Genomic DNA, 23,723 nt, shown 5'->3' on the forward strand with positions numbered 1-23,723 from the left:
AAGAAGGCCTCTCCTCCCATCTGCCCGCCCTTGAGCACGATCTCCAGCCCGTCACTGGCCGGATCGCTGACATGCGCGCGCAACAGCGGCGCGCGACTGGCCGGACCTCGGCGCCTGCAGCTGTGGGTGGCGCCCCATCCGGGCCGCAGGGCCGACATTCTTGCGCTGGAGAAATGGCTGGTGCAGGAGATGGGGGAGATGGCTAGCACAGGCGATCTCGCCGTTCCCTGATTCCGCTCAGACTGCGCGCGATGGGCGCCCTGGATAATCGCCAGCCGGAACCACAGCAAGCACACCATGGCGCAACCACAGACACCCGAGCCTCATTCCAGCGAACCGGCCCCCGCTGCCAGCGCCAACGGATCCGATCCGGCCAAACAGCCAACACCGCCGAAATCGCCCAAGCCGCCAAAAAGCCGCATCGTGCCCTGGCTCATCGGCCTGCCCGTGGCCTTCTTCGCTGTGCTCATGCTGGCTGGCCAGTTGCTGTCCACGCCCGAAGGCGAGGCGCGCTGGGTGGAGCGCGAAACCATCAAGATCTGCCGCAAGGAAACCGCGCGGCCAGAGGCCGAGCGCAAGACGCAGCAGTTTGAATCGGTGCAGGACTGCGACAGGCTCGAATTCGACTTCAAGCAGCGCTACGGTGAAAACCCCTGAGGCGGAGCCGCAACGGAAAATGCCCCACGCTCCCCTGCTTCTCAAGGTCCGCTGCCCCCCAGGGGGCCAGCTTTTTGCCTTGGGGCGGCCCGGCGACAAAAAAGGCCGGCAGAGCCGGCCTTTGGCTTGCGAGGGCCCGTTCAGTCGCGCGTCTCGATGGCCCGGTTGATGCCCAGCGCCGCCAGCGTGCACAGCGCGCCCGACAGCAGATAGATGCCCAGCGCCACCAGTCCGAAGCGCGAGGACACGCCCAGCGCCACCAGCGGGGCAAAGGCCGCGCCGACCAGCCAGGCCATGTCCGAGGACAGGGCCGCGCCCGTATAGCGATAGCGCGAGGGGAAGTTGGCCGTCACCGTGCCTGCCGCCTGCCCGTAGGACAGGCCCAGCAGGATGAAGCCGACGATGATGAACACGTTGTTGCCCGTGGTGCCGCTGCCCAGCAGCCAGGGAGCCACAAAGCTGAAGATGCCGATCAGGCAGGCCATGGTGCCCAGCGTGTTGCGCCGCCCCACTCGGTCGGCCAGCCAGCCCGAAACCATGATGGCGCCGGCCGCACAGAAGGCGCCAACGATCTGCACGCCCAGCACATGGTTCACCGACTGGTCCGAATACAGCGAGATCCAGGACAGCGGGAAGATGGTCACCAGGTGGAAGAGCGCAAAGCTGGCAAGGGCTGCAAAGGCGCCGATGACCACGTTGCGGCCCTCGTCGCGCATCAGCGGCACCACGCCCATGGGCTCCAGCTCGCGCTGCGCCAGCAGCTCGGTGTAGGACTGGCCCACCACCAGGCGCAACCGGGCAAACAGTGCCACCACGTTGATGGCAAAGGCCACGCAGAAGGGATAGCGCCAGCCCCAGCTGAGGAACTCGTCGGCATCCACATGGGCATAGGTGAAGGCAAACAGGCCTGCCGCCAGCACAAAGCCCAGCGGCGCACCCAGCTGCCCGATCATCGAATACCAGCCCCGCCGGTTCTGGGGCGCCGACATGGCCAGCAGCGACGGCAGGCCGTCCCAGGAGCCGCCCAGTGCAATGCCCTGGCCGATGCGCAGCAGCGCCAGCACGATGATGGCGTTCACGCCCGCCTGCTGGTAGCTGGGCAGGAAGGCCATGCCCACCGTACACACGCCCAGCAGGAAGAGTGCCAGCGTCAGCTTGGTCGCCCGGCCCCAGCGCCGCTGCACGGCCATGGACAGCGCCGTGCCCAACGGCCGCGCCACGAAGGCCAACGCGAAGATGCCGAACGACATCAACGTGCCGTCAAGCTTGGAAAGATAGGGGAACAGCAGTGCCGGGAAGACCAGCACGCAGGCGATGCCGAACACGAAGAAGTCGAAGTACTCCGAGGATCGCCCCAGAATCACGCCGACGGCGATCTCGTTGGGCGTGACATCTTCGTGGGTGTCGGCGCGGGACAGAGATTCCTTGCTTTCGTAGCTTCCGTTGGGGAAGCTTGCAGTTGTGTCGAGGCCGCTCATAGATGGATGCTCCTTGTCTCGTCTCACTGACAGCTCCGTTCTACGCCCTCGCTTGATCTGGCGCAAGGCGGTTTCACCTCGACCGGACTTGGTGTTTTTCCTGCTGCGCGCGGCCGAAAAATGCGGCCTCCGGGCCGCCGGGACCCCGCTGCCTGCCCCGCCAGGTAGCAGAAAGTTCCCGGCTTCTCCTTGACGTTGGACAAAATGTCCAATGGACAAATTTATACTTCGTAATACATTTGCCCGGATCTTGTAATCCGCGTTTCTATGTAAACGCGCTCTTGTTGCGCCCCTAGCATGCTAAAAATCAAGGAACTCCGTGGGCCTGCGTGGCTCACCGCGGCCGCTTTGACAGCCAGTCTCACTGGCTGCAGCAAAGCCGTCGTGCTCAACCCGGCCGGCGATATCGCCGCGCAGCAAGGCAACCTGGTGGTCACGGCCACCTTGCTGATGCTGATCATCATCATCCCGGTGATCATCCTCACGCTGCTGTTCGCCTGGAAATACCGCCAGTCGAACACCGAGGCCCACTACGACCCCGAATGGCACCACTCCACCACGCTGGAGCTGGTGATCTGGTCCGTGCCGCTGATGATCATCATCGCGCTGGGCGCCATCACCTGGATCAGCACCCACAAGCTCGACCCCTACCGCCCGCTGGACCGCGTCTCGGCCTCCAAGCCCTTGAGCACCGATGTCAAGCCGCTGGAAGTGCAGGTCGTGGCCATGGACTGGAAGTGGCTGTTCTTCATCCCTGAAAAGGGCATCGCCACCGTCAACGAGCTGGCCGCTCCCGTGGATCGTCCCATCCACTTCAAGCTGACCGCCACCTCGACGATGAACGCCTTCTACGTGCCTGACCTGGCCGGCATGATCTATGCCATGCCTGGCATGCAGACCGAGCTGAACGCAGTGATCAACAAGACCGGTGTGTTCCACGGCCTGGCATCGCACTACAGCGGCGCCGGCTTCTCGGGCATGACGTTCAAGTTCCACGGCCTCAGCGACGAGGAATTCGAGCAGTGGGTTGCCAAGGCCAAGTCCGAAGGCAAGGCCCTGAACCGCGACACCTACCTGAATCTGGTCAAGCCCAGCGAGCGCAACCCGGTCGAGCGCTTCGCCACCGTGGACGAAGGCCTGTACGACAAGGTGCTCAACCGCTGCGTCGAGGAAGGCAAGATGTGCATGCACCACATGATGGCCATCGATGCCGCAGGCGGTGAAGCCTATCTCAAGGCCGTGGGCATGAACCTGCCCCAGGATGTGTGCACGGTGCAAAACGCCGACCGCGTCGTGGCCTTCCTGGACCAGCGCGACGGCTCGGCCGCCAGCGCACAGCAATAAGCAGATAGCGGAAGCGGACGACGGCCAGCCCGCCGCCCGTTCCAAAACGACCTAAGAGACTCGATATGTCTGAACATACCTCCCCGGCACAGGCCCACTGGCTGCTGGGACGCATCACCTGGGACTCCATCCCGATGGCGCATGAGCCCATCGTGCTGGTGACCTTCATCGCCGTGGTGCTCGGCGGCCTCGGCGTGCTGGGCCTTCTCACCAAGTTCCGCCTGTGGGGCCCGCTGTGGCGCGACTGGCTGTGCAGCATCGACCACAAGAAGATCGGCATCATGTACATGATCCTCGGTCTGGTCATGCTGCTGCGCGGCTTCGCAGATGCGCTGATGATGCGCCTGCAGCAGGCCATGGCCTTCGGCGACAACCTGGGCTACCTGCCTCCGCACCACTACGACCAGATCTTCACGGCCCACGGCGTGATCATGATCTTCTTCGTGGCCATGCCCTTCGTGACCGGCCTGATGAACTACCTGGTGCCGCTGCAGATCGGCGCCCGCGACGTGTCCTTCCCGTTCCTGAACAACTTCAGCTTCTGGATGACCACGGGCGGCGCCGTGCTGGTGATGATCTCGCTGTTCCTGGGCGAGTTCTCCACCTCCGGCTGGCTGGCCCTGTCCAACCTGGGGGCGCAGAACCCGGGGGTGGGGCTTGACTACTACATCTGGGGATTGCAGGTGGCCGGTGTCGGCACCACGCTGTCGGGCATCAACCTGATCGTTACCATCATCAAGATGCGCGCACCCGGCATGAACCTGATGAAGATGCCCGTCTTCACCTGGACTGCCCTGTGCACCAACGCGCTGATCGTGGCCTCGTTCCCCATCCTGACCGCAGCCCTGGTGCTGATGTCGCTGGACCGCTACGTCGGCACGAACTTCTTCACGAACGACCTGGGCGGCAACCCCATGCTGTACGTGAACCTGATCTGGATCTGGGGCCACCCCGAGGTCTACATCCTGATCCTGCCGTGCTTCGGCATCTTCTCCGAGATCGTCTCGACCTTCAGCCGCAAGCGCCTGTTCGGCTACACCTCCATGGTGTACGCGACGGTGTGTATCACCATCCTGTCCTACCTGGTGTGGCTGCACCACTTCTTCACCATGGGCTCGGGCGCCAGCGTGAACACGTTCTTCGGCATCACGACGATGATCATTTCGATCCCGACGGGCGCCAAGATCTTCAACTGGCTGTTCACCATGTACCGCGGCCGCATCCGCTTCACCGTGCCGATGCTGTGGACCGTGGGCTTCATGTGCACCTTCGCCATCGGCGGCATGACCGGCGTGCTGCTGGCCGTTCCCCCGGCCGACTTCGTGCTGCACAACAGCCTGTTCCTGATCGCCCACTTCCACAACGTGATCATCGGCGGCGTGGTGTTCGGCGTGTTCGCCGGCATCAACTTCTGGTTCCCCAAGGCCTTCGGCTACAAGCTCGATGAGTTCTGGGGCAAGTGCTCGTTCTGGTTCTGGCTGGTCGGCTTCTGGGTGGCCTTCACGCCGCTGTACGTGCTGGGCCTGATGGGTGTGACGCGCCGCGCCAACCACTTCGAGGACCCCTCGCTGCAGATCTGGTTCATCATCGCCGCCTGCGGCGCAGGCCTGGTGGCCCTGGGCATCGGCAGCTTCCTGATGCAGCTCGTGGTCAGCTACTTCAAGCGCGACCAGCTGCGTGACGAAACCGGCGATCCATGGGAAGGCCGCACGCTGGAGTGGGCCACATCCTCGCCCCCGCCCCAGTACAACTTCGCCTTCACGCCCGTGGTGCATGAGATCGATGCCTGGTGGGATATGAAGAAGCACGGCTACCAGCGTCCGCTGACCGGCTTCAAGCCCGTGCACATGCCCGCCAACACCGGCGCCGGTGTCGTGATCGCTGCGCTGTCCACGGTCTTCGGCTTCGCGATGATCTGGCACATGTGGCCCCTGGCCATCGTGTCCTTCGCCGCCACCGTGCTGGCGTCGATCATCCACACGTTCAACTACAAGCGCGACTACTACATCCCCGCCGCGGAAGTCGCGGCCACGGAAGAACTGCGCACACAACAGCTGGCACGTCATGTCTGATATCCGTTACACCGCAGGCGGCGCTGCCGCCCTGGCCCCGCGTGAGTACCACCTCGCCGAGGAGCCCCATCCCGAAAACGGCACCGCTCTGGGCTTCTGGCTCTACCTGATGAGCGACTGCCTGATCTTTGCAGCGCTGTTCGCCACCTATGGCGTGCTGGGCCGCAACTACGCTGCAGGCCCCACGGGCGCCCAGCTGTTCGACCTGCCCCTGGTGGCGATGAACACGGCCTTCCTGCTTCTGTCGTCCATCACCTTCGGCTTCGCCATGCTGCAAAAGCAGCAGGGCAAGCTGGGCGGCACGCAGATGTGGCTGGCCATCACCGGCCTCTTCGGCCTGTGCTTCCTGGGCCTGGAACTCTATGAGTTCTCCCACCTGCTGCACGAGGGCGCTGGCCCTCAGCGCAGCGCCTTCCTGTCCTCGTTCTTCACGCTGGTGGGCACCCACGGCCTGCACGTGACCTTCGGCCTGATCTGGCTGGTCACGCTGATGATCCAGATCAACAAGCACGGCCTGACGCACGAGAACAACCGCCGCCTGATGTGCCTGTCGATGTTCTGGCACTTCTTGGACGTGGTCTGGATCGGCGTCTTCACTTTTGTTTATCTGATGGGGGTGCTGTAAATGGCTGCACACGACATCCACGCCGGCCACGGTCACCACGACCATCACGGCCATGACGACCACCACCACGATGCCGGCCCGCACAGCACGTTCTCGGGCTACATGTGGGGCTTCGTGCTCTCGATCATCCTGACGGCCATCCCGTTCTGGCTGGTGATGGGCAACATCATCTCTGACCGCTCGACGGCCGTGATGGTGCTCGGCGGCTTCGCCGTGGTGCAGATCCTGGTCCACATGGTCTTCTTCCTGCACATGAACGGCAAGATCGAAGGCGGCTGGACCCTGCTGTCCACCATCTTCACCGTGGTCTTCGTGGCCATCGGCATCGCAGGCACGCTGTGGGTCATGTTCCACATGAACACCAACATGATGCCCCAGCACACCATGCCGACCGATCCTGCGGCGCAGACGGCACCGGCCGTGGTCACGCCTTGACCGCATCCGGAAACTCCGGGCCCTCCAGCCGCGCAGGCGCATCGCGCCGGCGCGGCCCACTCGCTCAGGCGATGCTCATCTCGGCGGGCATCGCCTTGTTTTTGGGCTTCATCTTCCTGGGCAGCTGGCAGGTGCAGCGCCGCGCCTGGAAGCTGGATCTCATAGAGCGCGTGGAGCAGCGCGTGCACGCCGCACCCGCTGCCCTGCCCCCGCCCGCCGAATGGCCGCAGATCACGGCCGCCGACCATGAATACCGCGCCGTGCAGGCCAGCGGCCAATGGCTGACAGGCAAGACCGTGCTGACCCAGGCCGTGACCGAGCTGGGAGCAGGCTTCTGGGTGCTGACGCCGCTGCAGCTGGACGATGGCAGCCAGGTGCTGGTCAACCGGGGCTTCATCCCCACGGAGCAGCGCGCACGCTGGCAGGCGCAGCCCGGGCAGGCATCCCAGGACCAGGTAACGGTGTCCGGCCTGCTGCGCATCAGCGAGCCGCGCGGCGGTTTTCTGCGCGAGAACGATCCTGCTCAGCAGCGCTGGTTCTCGCGCGATGTGGCGGCCATTGCGCAGGCCCAGGGCCTTGGCAAGGCAGCGCCCTATTTCATCGACGCCGGCCTGCCCGGCCAGCCCGTGGCGGACGGCACCTGGCCGCGCCCGGGCATGACCGTGATCCGCTTTCCCAACAGCCACATGGTCTACGCACTGACCTGGTACGGATTGGCGCTGATGGTGGTCGGTGCCGCCTGGCTGGTCAGGCGCAATGACCAGCAGCCGGCCGGCAAGCCATAGAACCGCCTTGCGCAGGCAATGGGGCCATCGATGACATCGGTGGCCCTTTTTCTTCAGTCCTCTACAAGACCCTGCCGCGCCACGGCTGCCTGCGGTAGCGCACAATCGCCCGCGTGAATTCGCCTTCAGAGTCCCTGTTCCGCGTCGAGCGCACCACCGAACGCCAGAACATGCAGCTGCTGATACAGCTGCGCTGGTTTGCCGTGGTCGGGCAGGTGATCACCATCTCCCTGGTGCACTACGGCTTCGGCATCAACCTGCCGCTGCCGGCCATGGCCCTGGTGCTGATGGCCAGCGTATTCACCAACCTCGGCTACATCTACTGGTACCGCAGCCACCGCCGCCAGATCTCGGCGCGCAACCTATTCCTGGCCCTGCTGGCCGACGTGCTCGCCCTGGCCATACAGCTGTATCTGAGCGGCGGCGCCAGCAATCCCTTCATCTACCTGTTCCTGCTGCAGGGCATTCTGGGCGCCGTGCTGCTCAGGCCCGTGCACGCCTGGATCATCGTTGCCAGCACCTCGCTGTGCACCCTGGTGCTGGCCATCGTGCACTGGCCCCTGCCCATTGGCGCGGCGGGACCGGACGGGCTGCCCGGCCTGTACGTGAGCGGCATCCTGATCAGCTTCGGGCTGACCACAGTGCTGCTGGTGGTCTTCCTGCGCCGCATCGTCTCCAACCTGCGACGGCGCGACGCGCGGCTGGCCAACATGCGCCAGCGCGCCAGCGAGGAAGAGCACATCGTGCGCATGGGCCTGCTGGCCACGGGCGCGGCGCACGAGCTGGGCACGCCGCTGTCGACCATGTCCGTCATCCTGGGCGACTGGCAGCGCATGCCCGTCATCACGCAAGATCCCGATCTGCTCGCCGACCTGCAGGAGATGCAGCAGCAGCTGCTGCGCTGCAAATCCATCGTCTCCAGCGTGCTCATGTCCGCCGGCGAAACCCGCGCCGACGCGCCCCAGGCCACGACCTTGCATGCCTTCATGGATGGAGTGGTCGCCCAATGGCAGTCACGCCATGCGGTGGAGCGTTTCGACTATGTCCAGGCCGAAGAGGACTTCCCCATTCTTTCGGATACCGCGTTGCAGCAAATGGTTTGCAATGTGCTCGACAATGCCGCCGAGGCATCCCCCGGCCATGTGGCGCTGCACCTGTCCGTGCGCACCGGCATGCTGTGCATCACCGTGCGCGACAAGGGTCCCGGCTTTGCACCTGCCGTGCTGGAGCAGCTGGGCCAGCGCCATATCTCCACCAAGACGGAGCGCCCGGGCCGCGGACTGGGCCTGTTCCTGGTGCTCAACGTGGCGCGCTCGCTGGACGGACGCGTTCAGGTGAGGAACACCCCGCCCAGGGGCAGCGAGGTGGAGATCCGCCTGCCCCTGTCATCGATTGCCATTGAACCCGGCGCCTGAAGCGGCGCCCACAGGAACCCGAATCGCCCATGGACAGCTCCCGCCTCCTGCTGCTGGTTGAAGACGATGCAACGTTTGCACGCACGCTGACGCGATCGTTCGAGCGGCGCGGCTACCGCGTGCTGCAGGCCGCCAGCGCCGAGGAAGTGCGCGAGCTGCTGCAGACGCATTCGCCGCAATACGCCGTCATGGACCTCAAGCTGGCCGGCAATGCCTCGGGCCTGAGCTGCGTGCAGATGCTGCACCAGCACAACCCCGAGGCGCTGATCGTCGTGCTCACCGGCTATGCCAGCATTGCCACGGCCGTGGAGGCCGTCAAGCTCGGCGCCTGCCACTACCTGGCCAAGCCGTCCAACACCGACGACATCGAGGCCGCCTTCGGCCGCCTCGAAGGCCGCACCGACGTGGAGCTGTCGCGCAACCCCACTTCCATCAAGACACTGGAGTGGGAGCACATCCACGAAACCCTGGCCGAGAGCGACTTCAACATTTCCGAGGCCGCACGCCGCCTGGGCATGCACCGGCGCACGCTGGCGCGCAAGCTGGAAAAGCGGCAGATCAAGTAAGACGGCAGGCACCAAGACAAACCGGGCCTCAAGGGCCCGGTTTGTCATTGCGCGGCCATGGCCCTCAGGCCATCAGCCCAGCCAGAGGTAGTGGTCTATCAACAGTGCCAGGAACAGCACGCTCAGATGCACCAGCGAGAAGCGGAAAGTCCTGCGCGACAGCTCGTCCGAGTAATTGCGCCACAGCGCGAAGGCATAGCCGCAAAAGCCCACGCTCAACACCACGGCCACCACCAGGTACAGCCAGGAGCTCATGCCGTACATGAAGGGCAGCATGCAGGCCGCGAACAGGATCACCGTGTACAGCAGGATCTGCAGCCGCGTGTACTCGCTGCCATGCGTGACGGGCAGCATCGGCAGGCCCGACTGGCGGTAGTCCTCCACGCGGTACAGCGCCAGCGCCCAGAAATGCGGAGGCGTCCACAGGAAGATGATGAGAAACAGGATCAGCGCCTCGGGTCCGACCTGGCCCGTCATCGCGGCCCAGCCCAGCACGGGCGGCATGGCGCCGGAGGCGCCGCCGATCACGATGTTCTGCGGCGTGGCGGGCTTGAGGATCACCGTGTAGATCACGGCATAGCCCACGAAGGTGGCCAGCGTCAGCCACATGGTCAGCGGATTGGTGCACAGCAGCAGCACCAGCGCACCCAGAGTGCACAGGATGGCCGAGAAGGCCAGAGCCTGCTGGCTGGTCAGCTCCCCGCGCGCCGTGGGCCGCCAGGAGGTGCGCTTCATGCGCGCATCGATATGGCGCTCCACCAGGCAGTTGAAGGCCGCTGCGGCGCCCGCCACCAGCCAGATGCCCAGGCAGGCCAGCGCCATGTGCAGCCACTGGTCGGCGTTGGGCCAGCCCGGCACGGCCAGCACCATGCCGATCAGCGCGCAGAACACGATCAGCTGCACCACGCGCGGCTTGGTCAGGGCATAGAACTGCGTCCAGCGTGAGGACTCGACACTCAGGGAAGCTTGTTTACTCATGCAATCTCTCCACGGGCAACCGGCAACCCGGCCCGCAGCGTGCCCGGGCGACTGGCCGCCAGGCACCAAACAATCACGGTCACCAGCGCGGCTGCGCCACCCGTATGCAGCACCGCGGCCACCAGCGGCCAATCGAGCACCACGTTCGACAGGCCTGTCAGCACCTGCAGCACCAAAAACGCACCCAGCACGCGGCGCTGCAACGCCAGTGCGGGCACTTCACCCAAACGCCACCACAGCCCGGCCAGCGCAGCCACCACCACATAGGCCGCCAGGCGGTGCAGATAGTGGATGGCCGTGAGGCCCGCAAAGCTGATGTTGCTGCCGTCCTGCAGCAGGCCCAGCGGACGCCAGATCTGCAGCGCCTGCGAAAAATCCATGGCCGGCCACCAACTGCCCTGGCAGGTCGGAAAACTGCTGCAGGCCAGCACCGCATAGTTGGTGCTGACCCAGCCACCCAGTGCCACCTGCAGCACCAGCAAGCCCAGGCCCAGCCACAGCAGAGCACGCAGGCCCGGGGAAATCACCGTTGCCTGCTGCTGGCGAGCCGCCCGGCTCAGCCCAACGGCGGGCACGCACAGCAAGGCCAGCAGGCCCGTGCCGCCCAGCAGGTGCAGGGTCACGATGGCCGGAAACAGCTTCATGGTCACGGTCCAGGCGCCAAAGGCACCCTGCAGGCAGACCCAGAACAGCGCCAGCGTGGGCCACCAGGGGCTCATGGCCCCCCGCCGTGCGCCTTCCACGCCTTGGGCGCCCGCCCTGCCCTGGCGGCGCGCACGCCGCCAGGCCATGATGGTCATGGCGATGATGAGCACGCCCACGGTGGTGGCCAGATAGCGGTGGACCATCTCTATCCATGCCTTGCCATGCGTCACCGGCCCGGTGGGCATGGCGGCCTGCGCCTCGGCAATCTGCGCGCGGGCGCCCATGGGGCTGGCGCTGCCATAGCAGCCCGGCCAGTCAGGGCAGCCCAGGCCGGAATCGGTCAAGCGCGTAAAGGCGCCGAACAGCACCAGGTCGAAAGTCAGGAACAGCGTCAGCACCGACAGTGCCTGCAGCCGCTTGAGCGAGCCACCGTTGCGGTTGCGCAGCCACACCCAGGCCAAGGGTCCCAGCGCCAGCAACAGGCCCAGCAGCATCAGCTCCAGAACGGGGGCCAGATCGTACAGCGCCTGCTCGTTCACCTCCGCCCTCCGCAGCGCAGCGTCCACCGGACGGAACTGACCCCAGGCAAGCCGCAAGGCAATGCCACAGGCGCATCCGGTTGGCGACAGCAGAACTTCATAAATGAGAGCAATTTGACGAGAAGGCTCAGCCCCATGCGCGAGATTGGATCGCAGGCCGGGCCCACAGAGAATCAGGACATGCACCCAGATACAGGCTGCGGGACGGCACCCCATGCACAAGGCCCGCCAAGCGGGCCCGGTCGCTGCAACTTTCAGAGCAGCATGTCTTTGATATGAAACAATTCTACTTGCCTGCGCACCACTCAAGAGCCCAAGCGCGCAGTGCCCCTAGACCGCAGCCAGCTTCTTTTGGCCGGCGTGATGCGGCTTGGGCCGGGCGCACACGAATTTGCGCAGGGTGCCACCCGAGGCATCGGTGGCCCGGCTTTGCACAACTGCTCAGATTCGCTCAGACTCAGACGCCCAGCGTTCCTTAGATTGACGCTTTTACTTGGGGACCGGCAACCGCCGGGTGAGGCCATGATTGCAGGACGCTCGTGGACTGTGCTTGATGGGCGCGGACACGAAATCGGGCGTGTCGAAGGCGATGAATTCGTCCGGTGCGGGACCAGGCTCATCTACCGCATCGATGGGCCGGCGCTGTACTCCATGGACGGCTCGGCCAGACTGATGGGCTTTATCGAAGGGACCGAGGTCAGAACGCGGCAGGGGCGGATCTTTCTCAAATTCCTCGCGCATTGAACTGCGCTGCTCTGATCTGCGCAGCACCGTGCGCATGCAGCGGCAAGCTTTCGGCCCCCTTCTGCGCCAGCCGATGACAATCTATATCAATTCATTCATAGCCAGTCGCTAAGACGCACAGATAATTGCCGGCATTCGTGTGAATTGTGAGAAGGGACCGGGCCACGTGCCACGCCCTTCGCATGCTGGAGGATTGGCAGATGAGCGCCCCGGAAATGGAGGCCATACAGGAGCGGCTGAAGAAGCTGCGGGCCGACGAGGCGCAGGTAGCCGAGCAGCTGGAACGGCTGCAGACCCAGAAGGCTGCGCTGGAGCACAGGCAAGCCATGATCCAGGGCGCCTTGGAGGTGCTGGAAGAGATGCGGCAGGAGCTGGAGCCATGAACCGCGGCAAGCCCGGTTCGTCCCCGTCCCCGTCCTCGTCACCGCCCGCCACTGCCCTGCCAACAACCCAGGACTGGCTGGAAAGAATTGCAGCCCTGGATGCCACGCAGCCGCCGCCTACCCCACCTCGTCCGCGCAACACCCGCAAAGCAGCGCGCCGCAAGGCGGTCACCATCGTGGCAAGGCTGGTGCTGCTGGTGCTGCTGGCCATCGCCCTGGCCGTGGCGGCGCAATTGATGTGGGTCAAGTAGCTGCCTGCGGTATACCCTCGCATCCTGGCGAAGTTCCCATATTGTTTGCATGCTCACTTGCGCCTAGCATGGAGGCACACTCAACGCAGTGGAGGTGTCATGGCCGATCCCGAAGAACCGCTGGAAATACGCTCAGAACGCTGGCAGTCGCTAAAGGGGCTGGACATCGCCTCCGTGGATCTGGGCCCCATCTGCGTGGTGCTCTTGCTGACGTTGATCTGCATGGCCGTGATGCTGCTGCTGGCCAAGTCCGGCGCCGAGCAGGTGCGGCAGGCCCAGCCATCGCCCCAGGCCAAAGGCCCTGCTCCCCGACCGCAACCGGCGCAGCCCGTGGCAGAACCCGCCCAGCAACAGACCTGGATACCGGCCTTGCGCACCTGAGCGCGGCAAGGCCGGTCCAGGCCGTAGGTAGCGCGTTCAGACCTTCATCGAACGTGTCGCAATGAAGGTCGGCACGAACTTCTCGATCACAAAACGGGCGTGGGGCTGCCAGTCCTCGTGGAAGCCCGTCAGCACAAGCCCCGCATCCAACTGCCCCCCGATCTGATCGGCCAGCGTATGGCCGAACACCAGGGCCTCGTTGCGCTCGCGCTTGGCCGCAATCGCCTCGGGCGGCAAATCCGCCACATCAGAATACGGCAGGCGCCAGGCGGGCCGCGCGAGTCCTTGCTCGCGCAATGCAGGATCACGGTCCTCCACGAAGACCACCGGATTCCAGAAGCTGGACAGAAGACGCCCGCCCGTCGTCAGCACCCGCGCGCATTCACGCCACACGGGCCGCACATCGGGCACGTAGAGGTTGGAGATGGGGTGAAAGATCACATCAAAGCTGGCGTCTGCAAAGACCCCCAGATCGCGCATATCGCCCTGCACGCAGGTCAGCGCAAGGCCTTCGCGCTCGGCCACGTGCCGGTCCTGCGCAAGCTGGCCGGCTGAGGCGTCGAAGACGGTGACCTGGGCGCCCGCCGCAGCAAGAATGGGCGCCTGCTGGCCGCCGCCGCTGGCAAGGCAGAGGATGCGCAGGCCGCGTACATCATCCAGCCAGCCGGCAGGCAAGGGGCCTGGCGTGAGCCGCGCCTGCCAGCTTCCGGCGCGGGCCCGTGCTATTTCGGCGCTGTCGACCGGGCGCGACCAGTCGCAGGACTTGGCAGCCTGCTGGTTCCAGGCGGCCGTGTTGTGGGCAAGGATATCGATGGATTCCGTCATGGGCACTCTTTCAAAAATTCCGAAAGGAGGCCGCACGGCGACGCCGGGTTGCGTTCAGGAAACGCAGAGCAATCAACGAACAGGCAGGAGGTGACGCAGGCGTCCGCCGTCGGCCGGCAAAGGGCTTCGGGGGATTGGTCGAAGGTCCGAAGGCGTCACAGGTTCATGTCAGGTTCGCAATGGTCGCAGGAATGGAAGCAAAAATTCTAGGGCTGCCCGAAGCACGCTGTCAAACAGCTGCGGCGCCTTCCCCACACGGTCATGCAAAAGTCACAACCGTGAGACGGCGTGGCTGTAAGTTGAACCCGCACCCTCGATGGCGCCGGCTTCTGCTGCGCCTTGGCGCGCCCGCTGACGGCCGCCTTTTCCAACCCGGCGCCCAATGGATACCGAGGAGCAACACTTTGAAGGAGAGCTATGCGTAGTCCCAAGAAAGGCAGAGAGCCGATCCGGCTCCTGGACCTGGCCCCCGCCGTCTTCTGCATGCAGTGCGAACAGGAAAAGCCCGCCACAGGCGCCCGCCAATTCCATGCGTGGCACGTGTGCAGCGATTGCTCGCAGAAGCTGGCCCGACTCCCCACGGCGCAAGCACCGACGGCGCACCCTGCGCACTGAGGCAAGCGATTCCCCAAAACGACAGCCCGCCAAATGGCGGGCTTTCTCATGCCCTTTCGGGCATGGGCGGGACCATGACAGTGGATCGCGCCTACCAGGGCGCAAACACGATCATCAGCGCCACGGCCACGACGGCTGCGGCGATGTACATGGTCCGCCTGGTGGCGAACCGGTTGCGGGACGACGATGTGGGCACTTGGCCAGGGGTGTTGGGAGGAGGTGTGTTCATGGCCTCAAGCATGGGTGCCGCCCAGGCACGCCCTTGTCGGACAAGCACAGGTCAGGGAATCAGCGCAAGGCAGGACCAGCCCGTCGGCATTGGCCCATGGCCCGGTGGTCTGAAAGACAAATGGCGCTGCAATCGCTCGCGTGTGCCTCAATATGGGCGGACTCCAGCAGATCAGGTGTGAACCGGTGCCGAGAAATCCCAGGCGTTTGCGGGCATGACCGCGCAAAACGCCCCTGCCAGCGTCGCGTTGTGGTGTTCCACAATCTTCTGCGCTGCAAGCTGGGGGGTGTCGGCACAAGTATGTCCATCCGCAATAAGGACGGCGTCAAGGCCCAGATCGCGAGCGACCCGGCAATTGGTGTCCACGCAGTACTGAGTCTTCATGCCGGTGATGACCAGGCCGGTCACGTTGCGTGCTTGAAGCTGCTGCAACAGATCGGTGCCTGCAAAGGCGCTTGGGCGGTGTTTTTCGAACACAACCTCACTGCCGTCCAGTTGCAGTTCGGGTGCGAGTTGGGTCAGTGGGCTGCCTGGGCCAATGGGCGTTCCCACGGGACCGATGTGACGAGCCAGAAAAATTGGCGCTCCCGCGCGGCGGGCCTGTGCCATCAAGGTGTTGATTGTGTCCAGCACCTCGGTGCAGCGCCACATGGGTTCAGGGCCTCGGACCAGGCCGACCTGAACATCGAGGACTAACAGAGCAAACATGAGTACAACTCCTTGCGTGGTGCCGGCGACGCAAGGGCAAAAAAAAGGGCCCGGTCCATCGCTGGCGGGCCTGGGAAGTGGTTCAACTGGGACTCACGGCACTTCACACGGTCCGCAGGAAGCGGTCGTGGAGATGGTAGTGGTGAGAGTGCAGTGAACCATGGAGTTCCATTGTAACGAGCGCCTTCGCCTGTCATCTCAGCACCTATGCGGCTTTTTTGCGTTTGTCGCGCCGCAGATCTCGCCCCTGTAGTTCCGGACGCTGTCCAGCTGTTTTCGGGGGAGACGTCAGGCAAGAACAAGCCCACCGTTAGGCCTTGTCTGCACCTCGGTGTGCTTTACCTTCTTCGACGTCTCGTCACTTCCCAGGATGACAAGGTGCCGCGTCCTTTGCGAGACCAGTTCATGGAGAACCCCCAGGCGCTGACGGATCCGGCAGCGACTACGCGGTCAACAGCGCCCAGCGTTCGTGATCTCGCCAGCGACCACCGACCTTCATGAATGCGGGCGACAACCCCTCCAACTTGAAACCACAGGACTTCACCAGTGCTATGGCTGCCTTGTTCTCAGGCTGAATGTTGGCTTCCAGCCGATGCAGCTTCGAAGTCCTGAAGACCTGCTTCACGACATGCGCGAGGCCCTCCTTCATCAGGCCCTTCCCTTCGAAGCCCGAGAATGCAAAGAAGTCGATATGGGCAGAGCGGAACGGGTCCATCAGGATGTTCGTGATCTGCACGACCCCGGCAAAACCATCGCTGCGCCACTCCCAGATCACAAATGCCGCACCCGACGGCTCCTGCACGCGAGCCAGGTAGCCCTGGAACTCCTGTGCCGTGCTGGGCGGCGAAACCCATGGAGCGTGCAGTTTGCGGCTCTGTCCGACCGCGTCGATGAACTGCTGCTCCAGATCGGCGGTCAGCGTCGAAACGTAGATATCTGTGCCCATGACTTCCCTTCTCTGTGGAAAGAAAAGTGTAGCCAGCCCAGGAATCCGTCGGAAGCCCGGCAGCGCGCTTGCACCCTACAGCCTTGTCAAGTGCACCATTGAAACGACGAAGCCCGCTTTGAGCTGACCCCATGAAGTTGGACGGTTGGAAGTTAGCGGCTCAAGGCCTGATTTCGGTACTGCACCGGACTCAGGCCTTCTAGCATGAGCTTGATGCATTGGTAGTTGCCCAAAGACCACCACCGCGACGATGCCCTGCCCTGCGGCGACTGCCCCTCTCAGAAAGGAAACCTCGAAATGACCGGCCACAAGCCCTTGCGGCAGCAGAAAGGACCGGCATCGTGACCACGAAACCCTAACCCATCGCCACTAACGTCTATGACAAACAGCCGGGCGGAACCTATAGCGCCACCATGCACGTCAGTGGGCTGGCTATCCAGCGCGCTCTGCGACATATCCGTCCGGGGACACGACAGGAGCTTGCGCGGTTCCGCCTGGGACAGCACCCGGCGCCGAAACCTCACATGCTTCCCCCCCCGGCGGTTTTTCCCTTGGAACACAGCTGGCGTTTGAGAAGGCTATGCCAACAGTTCGGCGCCTCCTTACCGATCTTTCCTGCATCGAGCCCCCAGTCCCACGCCTGCCCCAGCTGTGCACGCAGCTGCTTGGCCGCCGTGGGAGGGTCTCGTCGCTTGTCGAGTACGTCGTAAGCTTGGGCACAGCAGTGCCCGAGCCTCACCTACTTCATCAGGCCAGCAGAGCTGTTTGTAGCAGTAGGCCCGTGTTTTGTGCGATTGGGAGGTGACCTATCGCAATTCATCGCACCCCTTCACGAGCAGGTGCGAGCCTGGCTGAAGCTGCTTTGCAGACCGCGAATCGAATAGCACTAGAATCTCACCCAGAGTCATGGCGCAGGTTCTATTGCCAGCGACGTAGGAGGCAAAAAACCTACTCCCGAACCTACGCCAAGGTTGCAGGTGCAGATAGATTTCGCTGGGTGCCAAGTTGAGGTTTTGCGGCAAACGCGCCGTGAAAGTCTCAAGAAAACAAGCATCTAGCGAAGAAATGCATGATTCGACAATGGCTCAACCAAGGCGGGCGTCGTTCAATGGCAGGACCTGAGCTTCCCAAGCTCATGACGTGGGTTCGATTCCCATCGCCCGCTCCAGCTTTCCTCGCGCACTCTTCATTTGCGCGCGCGGGCCAATCTCTGGACTGAGGAGCAGGCGCCGCCGCAGCGGCGCCGGGGCGCTATCGCACGCCAGGCGATGAACTGCCCATCTCGACTTTCAGGTCCGGGAAGGAGTTGACCATCTGGACCTTGAAGTCAGGGAAAGAGGTGACGATCTGCCACTCTCCGCAACGGTCTGCGGAGGAGTTCACCACCTTGACCTTGAGGTCCGGGAAAGAACTGGTTGCCTGGACCTTGATGTCGGGGAAGGACTGCACGAGCTGGACCTTGCCGTAGAGGCGGATGCCTTTGTAGGTGCAGTTTTTCTTGTCGAAGTCTGCGGCGTGAACGAATGCCGGCAGGGCAAGACAGGCAAAGACAAAGCTACAACGCTGCAGAAGATGCATATGCGAAAAGGGAGTGGGTCTTCGGAAACAAGCCAGGCCGTGGCTTGCGGCCGCCCTATTAGAGCATCCTGCATGCAGAAGCCCCTGACGTTTTCGACTGAGCGTCAGCCTGGGGCAAGACCATCCATCCGGCACTCAGGCCATGAGCCCAAGCAGCCAGTCCGCATACTCCACGGTGGCGGGAGTGGTCCCGGAAGGAGGTTTGATGCATGCCGCGCGTGTGGAATTCGCCATGGCGCGTATGTCGCTGGGTGTGTGGCCGAATTTGGCCCGGAATGCGCGGCTGAAGTGGGCCTCACTGGCAAAGCCCAGGCGTGCGGCCACCTCGGCGACACGCAGGCGTCGGTAGGCAGGGTTTGACAGGGCATGGAAGGCCTCTTGCAACCGTCGCTGCTGCACATAGCGCATCACACCCCCCAAAGGTTCGAAAAGGTGGTAGAGCCGGTGACGTGAGATGCCGAAGCACCGGCAAAGCAGCTCGGGCGAGAGGGGAGCGGCCAGGTTTCGTGCGATATGGCGCTTGATACGGTCCAGCATTGCTGCCTGCAATTCAGTCCGAGCCTCGGCCACCGTCCGTAGACTGGGGCGCAGGCAGGCTGCCAGCATCTGGGTAGTGGCATGCACTATGTCGTCAGCCTGCTCCAGGCCGATGGAAGGCAGGCGTCGCTGCAGAGCGCAAAGATGATCTGCCAATAGCCCGGCGAAGATGCTGCTGCCGGTCAACACGGTTCCGTGCAAGCCTGAACTCGATGCACCCATTGCCTGGTCGCCAAGGCTGCGGGGCACGATCAACGAGAGCACATGGGAGTCGTCCGCAACGGTATGCTGGCAGCGAGCCATGTCGAAGAAGACCACATCACCTGCTTGCACCGTCAGCTCGTGACCATCGTCACAGCGCCCTGTGAAGCCGCCTCCCCGGTACCACTGCACCAGATAGTGGTCCAGCCCGTCATGGGCCGCGCGTGCATGTCCGCGCGAGAAGCGCTGTGCACCGAAGCGCAGGTCTCCCAAAAGCAATTGTCCCAAGTGGACTGCATCTACCGAGGCGTGGAAGCCACCGCGCACCGTACCGCGTTCCAGCGGGGTCACATCGAACAGTACAGAGATGCCGCTGCGCCAAGCGTCGAACCTGTCCGCCTCCAGGCACTGCTCGGTGGTGAAGGTGGTGCTCGGCAGGGCTGAGGTCGGAGTCTGCATGTCGAATGATCTGGGCAAAAGAATGCCGTGGTGAAGCCGTCCCTCCGATAGCAGCCAAGGCGTTGCGACACACTCGCCCAGGACGGCTTTCATTTGAGAGCCGCGGCATCGTAACGCAATGTGTGCTGGGGCGAATCGAACTGACGAACGGTAGCCCGTCAAGATGCAACCCAGGCAGTGATGCAGGAAGATGCGCAGAAGTTGGTGCCTCGGCAGGTCCAGCAGCCATTCAGCCTGTGGCGGTGGATAGCGTTCACAGGCCTTGGAGAATCGATGCTTGAGTTTCTCAAGAGTCAAAACGGAGTGTTCCATGACCCCTACCACCGAACAAAAACGTGCCAGCTTCCGGGCCCTGCACCGCCAGGGCTGCTTTGTACTGCCCAATCCATGGGACGCCGGCAGCGCCCGCATGCTGCAGGGCCTGGGCTTCAAGGCGCTGGCCAGCACCAGCTCGGGCCATGCATGGTCGCTGGGCCGGCCCGATGGCGCCATCTCGCGCGACATGACTCTGGCGCATCTGCGCACCCTGGTCGCGGCCACCGACCTGCCCGTGAACGCGGACTTTGAAAGCGGCTTCGGCCTGGGTCCGCAGGAGGTGGCAGAGAGCGTTCGCATGGCCTTGGACACCGGCGTGGCAGGGCTGTCCATCGAGGATTCGACAGGCGATGCGGCCAACCCCTTGCGCAGCATCGAGGACGCCGTGGCCCGGCTGCGCGCCGCCCGCGCTGCCATCGACGAGGCAGGCGGCAGCACCTTGCTGGTCGGGCGTGCGGAGAATTTCTTCGTGGGCCGGCCCGATCTCGACGACACCATTGCCCGGCTCAAGGCCTATGCCGAGGCCGGCGCGGACTGCCTGTACGCACCCGGCATCCGCAGCGCCGAGCAGATCCGTTCCGTGGTGGCGGCCGTGGCACCCAAGCCGGTGAATCTGCTGATCGGAGGGGCCAGCGAATGGAGCCTGCAGGATGCCGAGGCCATGGGCGTGCGCCGCATCAGCGTGGGCGGCGCACTGGCGCGCGCAGCCTGGGGCGGCTTTCTGCATGCGGCGCGCTCCATTGCCGAGACGGGGCGCTTCGACGCGTTCGCCCAGGCCACGCCGGGCGCCGAGCTCAATGGCTTTTTTCAGGGCAAGGACTGATCCGCACCGGCCTGCAGCCGCTGCGCGGTCATGACCCAGACCGCGATATCGAGCAGGGCGGCCGCGCGCTCCACCGGCGCGAGCTGTGGGTCCAGCACGCCGTCCATCTGCCGTGCCAGGGCGGACCAGCCCAGCAGTGCGGCCTGATCGGCCCAGGCCCGGCCTGCGGCCAGCAGCGGTGCGCCGGCACCCACCAGGCCTGCGGCCTGCATATCGGCCAGCCAGACCTGGCCCTGTGCCAGCCAATGGCGCAGCGGCGCCTCGGCGTTTTCGTTCGGTGCCGTGCTCATGGCTGTTTCTCCCTGCTGCCCTGCGCTGGCGGCGGCTTCCAGGCCGTGCTGGGATGGTGCCAGTCCGTACTGTCCCGCCAGCGCACCGATGCCACGGCCATCTGCAATCGCCCGGCCACGAATTCCACGCGGCCAAAGACCTCCTGCAGCACCCGGCCGCACGCCAGCTCCCGGCGCAGGGCCTCGCCCGCCCTGCCCTGCATGCCGTGCAGATCACCGGCCAGGCATATGACGGGGCCGGAGGTTGGCAGCTGCGGTTGCAGCTCCATCGTCCAGCGCTGCAGCAGCAGGTCAGTCTGCGGCAGGCCGCTGCCGCTCACCTTCCATCGCGCCCAAAGGGGCGGCTGCTGGCGCCAGGGGTCGGCATGCAGCTCCTGCAGATGGCGGCGCAGCAGGACCTGGGGGTCGTCGGCCCCCGGCAAGGGGCCGGCCGCCTGGGCCGCCACCAGCCGGGTGGCATCCCGCGCCGAAAGGCGGCCGTCGTCGCTGACCCAGCCGTCCACCAGCACATGAGGACCTTGCAGCAGCTGCCTTGCCGTGAGGCCGCCCAGGGTTTCCGATTCCAGCGCCTGGGCAGGCTCCCATTGCGGATCAAAGCCCTCAGCGCGCGATGCCGACCAGGTCAGGAACCGGCCGCTGGCCGCATCCTGCAAGTGCACCGAAAAACCGCGCTGCCCTCCGCGCGCCAGCCACAGCTCGGCCGCCACGGCATGCAGACACAGGCCTTGCACGCGCCGGTAGCTGCGCCTATGCACGCCAGCCAGCTCCTGCAGAGGCCGAGGCAGGGGTTGCTGGGCCAGGCCGCGCAGCAGCATCCACAGCGCGGCCAGCAGGGGAGCCACGCGCTCGGCCGCGCCGGCACGGCCCGCGCGCTCGTCGCGCAAGGCGCGCACCAGCAGGTTGAGCACGCTGGCGGGGCGCGGCAGGTCGGCCTGGCGCAGTTCGGTGGACAGTGCCTCGCCCTGGTCGAGGAAGGCCGGGCTCATGCCGGCACGGCCCTGCAGCACCCAGCCGGTCAGCCAGAGCCTCACCTGCGCCAGACGCTGCAGTGCGCCGGCTTCCAGCGCATGCGCAGGCAGCTCGGGCATGGGTGCGCCCGCTGCGCGCCGGGCCTGCAATGCCACCAGGGCGCGGTGCGCGCAGGTGGCGGTCTTGCAGCTGCAACTGGCCGCCGCCAGGCCGCCAGCACGCGGCAGGCGCACGGTCACTTCGTCGGGATTGGAGAGTTCACCGACCAGCGCGGCCGGCGTCTCTTCCAGCACGGCCTCGAAACCCTGTGCCATCCAGCGCAGGGCCTTGCGCTGGGCAGCGCTGCCGAAGGCCCGCGCCACGGCCTCGGCATCGCCCTCCAGCCATGGCGCGATAGGGGCCTGTGCTGCCTCATCGGCCGCCACTCCGCTGGCCAGGCGCGCGCGCAGGCCCAGCAGCAGGGCGCACAGATGGTGGCAGGGTCCATACGCGGGGCAGCTGCATTGCAGCGTGGCAAAGCCCGCGCCCGCCAGGGTCTGGACATGGCCTTCGATATCGGCCCGGGCATGGCTGGCATCCAGCTCCCAGGCCGCCGCATCCAATGTCGCCAGGGCCTTTGCGCCGCGCTTGAGCAGGCCCTTGTTGGCCCAGTCGGCAATGGCGTCATCGTCCAGGGTGCGCAGCCATTCCTGCATCATGAGGATCGCCCTGCCTGCATGACACGGGCCAGCCAGTCCACCAGATGGTCGGGCGTCATGGCGCCGATCTGCGCACCGCGTTCCACCAGTTGCGCAGCCAGGTCCCGGTCGTAGTCGGGATGGGCGCGGCGATCCAGGGCGGCCAGCACCAGCACGCGCGCACCGCTGGCGATCAGCCGCTCGATCTCGGCGATGACGCGGGCCTCGTCATGGCCTTCGTAGAGATCGGTGATCAGCACGACCACGCTGCGGCGCGGCGCGCCCAGCTGCCCGGCCGCATGCGCCAGGGCGGCACCGATATTCGTGCCTCCGCCCAGTTGCGCGCCCAGCAGCAGTTCTTCGGGCGCATGCAACTGGCCGGTGACATCGGCCACCTCGTCGGCGAACAGCAGCACATGGGTGCGCAAGGCGCGCACGCGCGCGAAGATGCTGCCCATCACGGCGCTGTGGATGACGGATTCGTACATGGAGCCGCTCTGGTCCACCAGCAGCCACAGGTCCCAGGTCAGGCGCTGCGCCTCGTTCTCCCTGAAGAACAGGCGCTCCAGCACCAGCACCTGCTCCTCGCGCTGGTAGTGGCGCAGGTTGTGGCGCAGGGTGCGCGGCCAGTCCAGATCGCTCATCTGCCCCTGGCCCCGGCCACTGCGGCGCCTGCGCCGCCGCCCGAAGGCCGAACGCACGCGCGAGGACAGCCGTGCCTGCAGATCCGCCACCACGCGTGCCACCAGCCGCCGGGCCTCGTCCAGCACCTGCACGGGCAGGCTGGCGCGCACGGCCATCAGCGCGGCCACCAATTCAATGCTGGGCGTGGCCTGGGCCAGTACCTGGGGGTCGCCGAGCAGGCCGTGCAGCCCGTAGCGCGACAGCGCATGACGCTGCAGCGTTTCCACGGCGCTGTGCGGAAACAGGTCGCGCACCTCGCCCAGCCAGTGCACGGCCTGGGGCTCGGGCACGCCGCTGCCGCCCTGGCGGGCGGATAGCCCGCCCGTGCCCTGCCAGGCGTCGGTGCCTGCACCGTCGGGCTGCTCGCGCAGGCGGTGCTCGCGCTGGTAGAGATAGTCCAGTGCCGCGTCGCGGCGCGCATCGGCGTCATCGAGCGGCTGCGCCGCAGCCAGGGGCTGGGCCGCCTCGGGCCCGAGGATGAGGCGCCAGCGCCGCAGGGTGGCGGCATCGATCGCCTGTTCCTGCATTGGCGGCTCGTGCATTGGCAGTTCGTGCATTGGCGGATCTTC

Annotated in this window: 26 protein-coding genes and 1 tRNA gene; 14 read left to right on the forward strand and 13 right to left on the reverse strand. The window is 65.1% G+C overall.

The window, feature by feature from the left end:
- The first annotated feature begins 30 nt into the window (after window positions 1-30).
- Both ACF8ML_RS16540 and ACF8ML_RS16545 read left to right on the forward strand, forming a co-directional pair.
- Entirely contained in the window at window positions 31-231 is a 201-nt protein-coding gene (locus ACF8ML_RS16540) for a hypothetical protein (protein ID WP_128422700.1), read from the forward strand.
- A gap of 192 nt (window positions 232-423) precedes the next feature.
- Complete coding sequence (locus ACF8ML_RS16545; protein WP_017403895.1) at window positions 424-657, forward strand: hypothetical protein; 234 nt, start codon at window positions 424-426, stop codon at window positions 655-657.
- Window positions 658-797: 140 nt separating this feature from the next.
- Here the strand turns inward: ACF8ML_RS16545 and ACF8ML_RS16550 are convergent, their stop codons facing one another.
- On the reverse strand, window positions 798-2,135 hold the full coding sequence (locus tag ACF8ML_RS16550) for an MFS transporter (protein WP_392407432.1): 1,338 nt from the start codon (window positions 2,133-2,135) through the stop codon (window positions 798-800).
- Window positions 2,136-2,432: 297 nt separating this feature from the next.
- Here ACF8ML_RS16550 and cyoA point away from each other — a divergent pair, with 297 nt between their 5' ends.
- From cyoA to ACF8ML_RS16585, 7 genes are all read left to right on the forward strand, one after another.
- A complete protein-coding gene (gene cyoA, locus ACF8ML_RS16555) occupies window positions 2,433-3,479 on the forward strand; it encodes a ubiquinol oxidase subunit II (RefSeq protein WP_016447182.1) in 1,047 nt (348 codons plus the stop codon).
- Window positions 3,480-3,544: 65 nt separating this feature from the next.
- Complete coding sequence (gene cyoB, locus ACF8ML_RS16560) at window positions 3,545-5,551, forward strand: cytochrome o ubiquinol oxidase subunit I (RefSeq protein ID WP_016447183.1); 2,007 nt, start codon at window positions 3,545-3,547, stop codon at window positions 5,549-5,551.
- Window positions 5,544-6,176 carry a cytochrome o ubiquinol oxidase subunit III gene (gene cyoC, locus ACF8ML_RS16565; RefSeq protein WP_016447184.1) on the forward strand — a complete coding sequence of 211 codons (633 nt, stop codon included), beginning with the start codon at window positions 5,544-5,546 and terminating at the stop codon, window positions 6,174-6,176. The genes cyoB and cyoC overlap by 8 nt, the downstream gene beginning before the upstream one ends.
- Window positions 6,177-6,611 carry a cytochrome o ubiquinol oxidase subunit IV gene (gene cyoD, locus ACF8ML_RS16570; RefSeq protein WP_047216990.1) on the forward strand — a complete coding sequence of 145 codons (435 nt, stop codon included), beginning with the start codon at window positions 6,177-6,179 and terminating at the stop codon, window positions 6,609-6,611.
- Between the two features lie 71 nt (window positions 6,612-6,682).
- Window positions 6,683-7,396: an SURF1 family protein gene (locus ACF8ML_RS16575; protein WP_392407433.1), complete on the forward strand. Its 714-nt coding sequence runs from the start codon at window positions 6,683-6,685 to the stop codon at window positions 7,394-7,396.
- A 113-nt stretch (window positions 7,397-7,509) separates the two neighbouring features.
- Entirely contained in the window at window positions 7,510-8,811 is a 1,302-nt protein-coding gene (locus ACF8ML_RS16580; RefSeq protein ID WP_392407435.1) for an ATP-binding protein, read from the forward strand.
- 29 nt (window positions 8,812-8,840) lie between these two features.
- Complete coding sequence (locus ACF8ML_RS16585; RefSeq protein ID WP_012205888.1) at window positions 8,841-9,377, forward strand: response regulator transcription factor; 537 nt, start codon at window positions 8,841-8,843, stop codon at window positions 9,375-9,377.
- Between the two features lie 72 nt (window positions 9,378-9,449).
- On the opposite strand, the gene cyoE is transcribed toward ACF8ML_RS16585, so the two are convergent.
- On the reverse strand, window positions 9,450-10,355 hold the full coding sequence (gene cyoE, locus ACF8ML_RS16590; RefSeq protein WP_016447188.1) for a heme o synthase: 906 nt from the start codon (window positions 10,353-10,355) through the stop codon (window positions 9,450-9,452).
- The gene (locus tag ACF8ML_RS16595; protein WP_016447189.1) at window positions 10,352-11,539 is read right to left on the reverse strand and encodes a heme A synthase; all 1,188 of its coding nucleotides are present in this window, start codon (window positions 11,537-11,539) and stop codon (window positions 10,352-10,354) included. Before ACF8ML_RS16595 ends, cyoE begins: the two co-directional genes overlap by 4 nt.
- Before the next feature lie 944 nt (window positions 11,540-12,483).
- On the opposite strand from ACF8ML_RS16595, the gene ACF8ML_RS16600 reads away from it, so the two are divergent.
- The 3 genes from ACF8ML_RS16600 (at window position 12,484) to ACF8ML_RS16610 (ending at window position 13,298) form a co-directional block, all read left to right on the forward strand.
- Complete coding sequence (locus ACF8ML_RS16600; RefSeq protein WP_016447190.1) at window positions 12,484-12,666, forward strand: hypothetical protein; 183 nt, start codon at window positions 12,484-12,486, stop codon at window positions 12,664-12,666.
- A complete protein-coding gene (locus ACF8ML_RS16605) occupies window positions 12,663-12,917 on the forward strand; it encodes a hypothetical protein (RefSeq protein ID WP_047216988.1) in 255 nt (84 codons plus the stop codon). Before ACF8ML_RS16600 ends, ACF8ML_RS16605 begins: the two co-directional genes overlap by 4 nt.
- A gap of 99 nt (window positions 12,918-13,016) precedes the next feature.
- Window positions 13,017-13,298 carry a hypothetical protein gene (locus ACF8ML_RS16610; protein ID WP_016447192.1) on the forward strand — a complete coding sequence of 94 codons (282 nt, stop codon included), beginning with the start codon at window positions 13,017-13,019 and terminating at the stop codon, window positions 13,296-13,298.
- Between the two features lie 36 nt (window positions 13,299-13,334).
- Here the strand turns inward: ACF8ML_RS16610 and ACF8ML_RS16615 are convergent, their stop codons facing one another.
- From ACF8ML_RS16615 to ACF8ML_RS16635, 5 genes are all read right to left on the reverse strand, one after another.
- Window positions 13,335-14,123, reverse strand: a complete 789-nt coding sequence (locus tag ACF8ML_RS16615; protein ID WP_392407436.1) for a class I SAM-dependent methyltransferase — start codon at window positions 14,121-14,123, stop codon at window positions 13,335-13,337.
- Window positions 14,124-14,829: 706 nt separating this feature from the next.
- On the reverse strand, window positions 14,830-14,967 hold the full coding sequence (locus ACF8ML_RS16620) for a hypothetical protein (protein ID WP_162489221.1): 138 nt from the start codon (window positions 14,965-14,967) through the stop codon (window positions 14,830-14,832).
- A gap of 171 nt (window positions 14,968-15,138) precedes the next feature.
- Complete coding sequence (locus tag ACF8ML_RS16625; protein WP_043790130.1) at window positions 15,139-15,675, reverse strand: cysteine hydrolase family protein; 537 nt, start codon at window positions 15,673-15,675, stop codon at window positions 15,139-15,141.
- 442 nt (window positions 15,676-16,117) lie between these two features.
- Window positions 16,118-16,621: a GNAT family N-acetyltransferase gene (locus tag ACF8ML_RS16630; RefSeq protein WP_252652474.1), complete on the reverse strand. Its 504-nt coding sequence runs from the start codon at window positions 16,619-16,621 to the stop codon at window positions 16,118-16,120.
- Window positions 16,622-16,773: 152 nt separating this feature from the next.
- Window positions 16,774-16,854 (reverse strand): IS3 family transposase, encoded by an 81-nt coding sequence (locus tag ACF8ML_RS16635; protein WP_354004185.1) that lies wholly within the window; start codon window positions 16,852-16,854, stop codon window positions 16,774-16,776.
- Window positions 16,855-17,715: 861 nt separating this feature from the next.
- Here ACF8ML_RS16635 and ACF8ML_RS16640 point away from each other — a divergent pair.
- Window positions 17,716-17,789: transfer RNA gene (locus tag ACF8ML_RS16640), tRNA-Gly, on the forward strand.
- Between the two features lie 83 nt (window positions 17,790-17,872).
- Here the strand turns inward: ACF8ML_RS16640 and ACF8ML_RS16645 are convergent.
- Both ACF8ML_RS16645 and ACF8ML_RS16650 read right to left on the reverse strand, forming a co-directional pair.
- On the reverse strand, window positions 17,873-18,199 hold the full coding sequence (locus ACF8ML_RS16645) for a hypothetical protein (RefSeq protein WP_016446204.1): 327 nt from the start codon (window positions 18,197-18,199) through the stop codon (window positions 17,873-17,875).
- Window positions 18,200-18,334: 135 nt separating this feature from the next.
- The gene (locus tag ACF8ML_RS16650) at window positions 18,335-19,708 is read right to left on the reverse strand and encodes a helix-turn-helix domain-containing protein (protein ID WP_227469556.1); all 1,374 of its coding nucleotides are present in this window, start codon (window positions 19,706-19,708) and stop codon (window positions 18,335-18,337) included.
- Here ACF8ML_RS16650 and ACF8ML_RS16655 point away from each other — a divergent pair.
- The gene (locus ACF8ML_RS16655) at window positions 19,707-20,534 is read left to right on the forward strand and encodes an oxaloacetate decarboxylase (protein WP_047327400.1); all 828 of its coding nucleotides are present in this window, start codon (window positions 19,707-19,709) and stop codon (window positions 20,532-20,534) included. The genes ACF8ML_RS16650 and ACF8ML_RS16655 overlap by 2 nt on opposite strands.
- Here ACF8ML_RS16655 and ACF8ML_RS16660 read toward each other — a convergent pair.
- The 3 genes from ACF8ML_RS16660 to ACF8ML_RS16670 are packed head-to-tail and all read right to left on the reverse strand — an operon-like array spanning window position 20,519 to window position 23,711.
- A complete protein-coding gene (locus ACF8ML_RS16660; RefSeq protein WP_017403878.1) occupies window positions 20,519-20,824 on the reverse strand; it encodes a hypothetical protein in 306 nt (101 codons plus the stop codon). The genes ACF8ML_RS16655 and ACF8ML_RS16660 overlap by 16 nt on opposite strands.
- Window positions 20,821-22,491 carry an SWIM zinc finger family protein gene (locus tag ACF8ML_RS16665; protein ID WP_392407438.1) on the reverse strand — a complete coding sequence of 557 codons (1,671 nt, stop codon included), beginning with the start codon at window positions 22,489-22,491 and terminating at the stop codon, window positions 20,821-20,823. The genes ACF8ML_RS16660 and ACF8ML_RS16665 overlap by 4 nt, the downstream gene beginning before the upstream one ends.
- Window positions 22,488-23,711 (reverse strand): VWA domain-containing protein, encoded by a 1,224-nt coding sequence (locus ACF8ML_RS16670; RefSeq protein WP_392407439.1) that lies wholly within the window; start codon window positions 23,709-23,711, stop codon window positions 22,488-22,490. The genes ACF8ML_RS16665 and ACF8ML_RS16670 overlap by 4 nt, the downstream gene beginning before the upstream one ends.
- Window positions 23,712-23,723 lie beyond the last annotated feature (12 nt).

This window comes from Delftia sp. WSY_10 (assembly GCF_043104705.1).
Classification (GTDB): Bacteria; Pseudomonadota; Gammaproteobacteria; order Burkholderiales; family Burkholderiaceae_C; genus Comamonas; species Comamonas tsuruhatensis.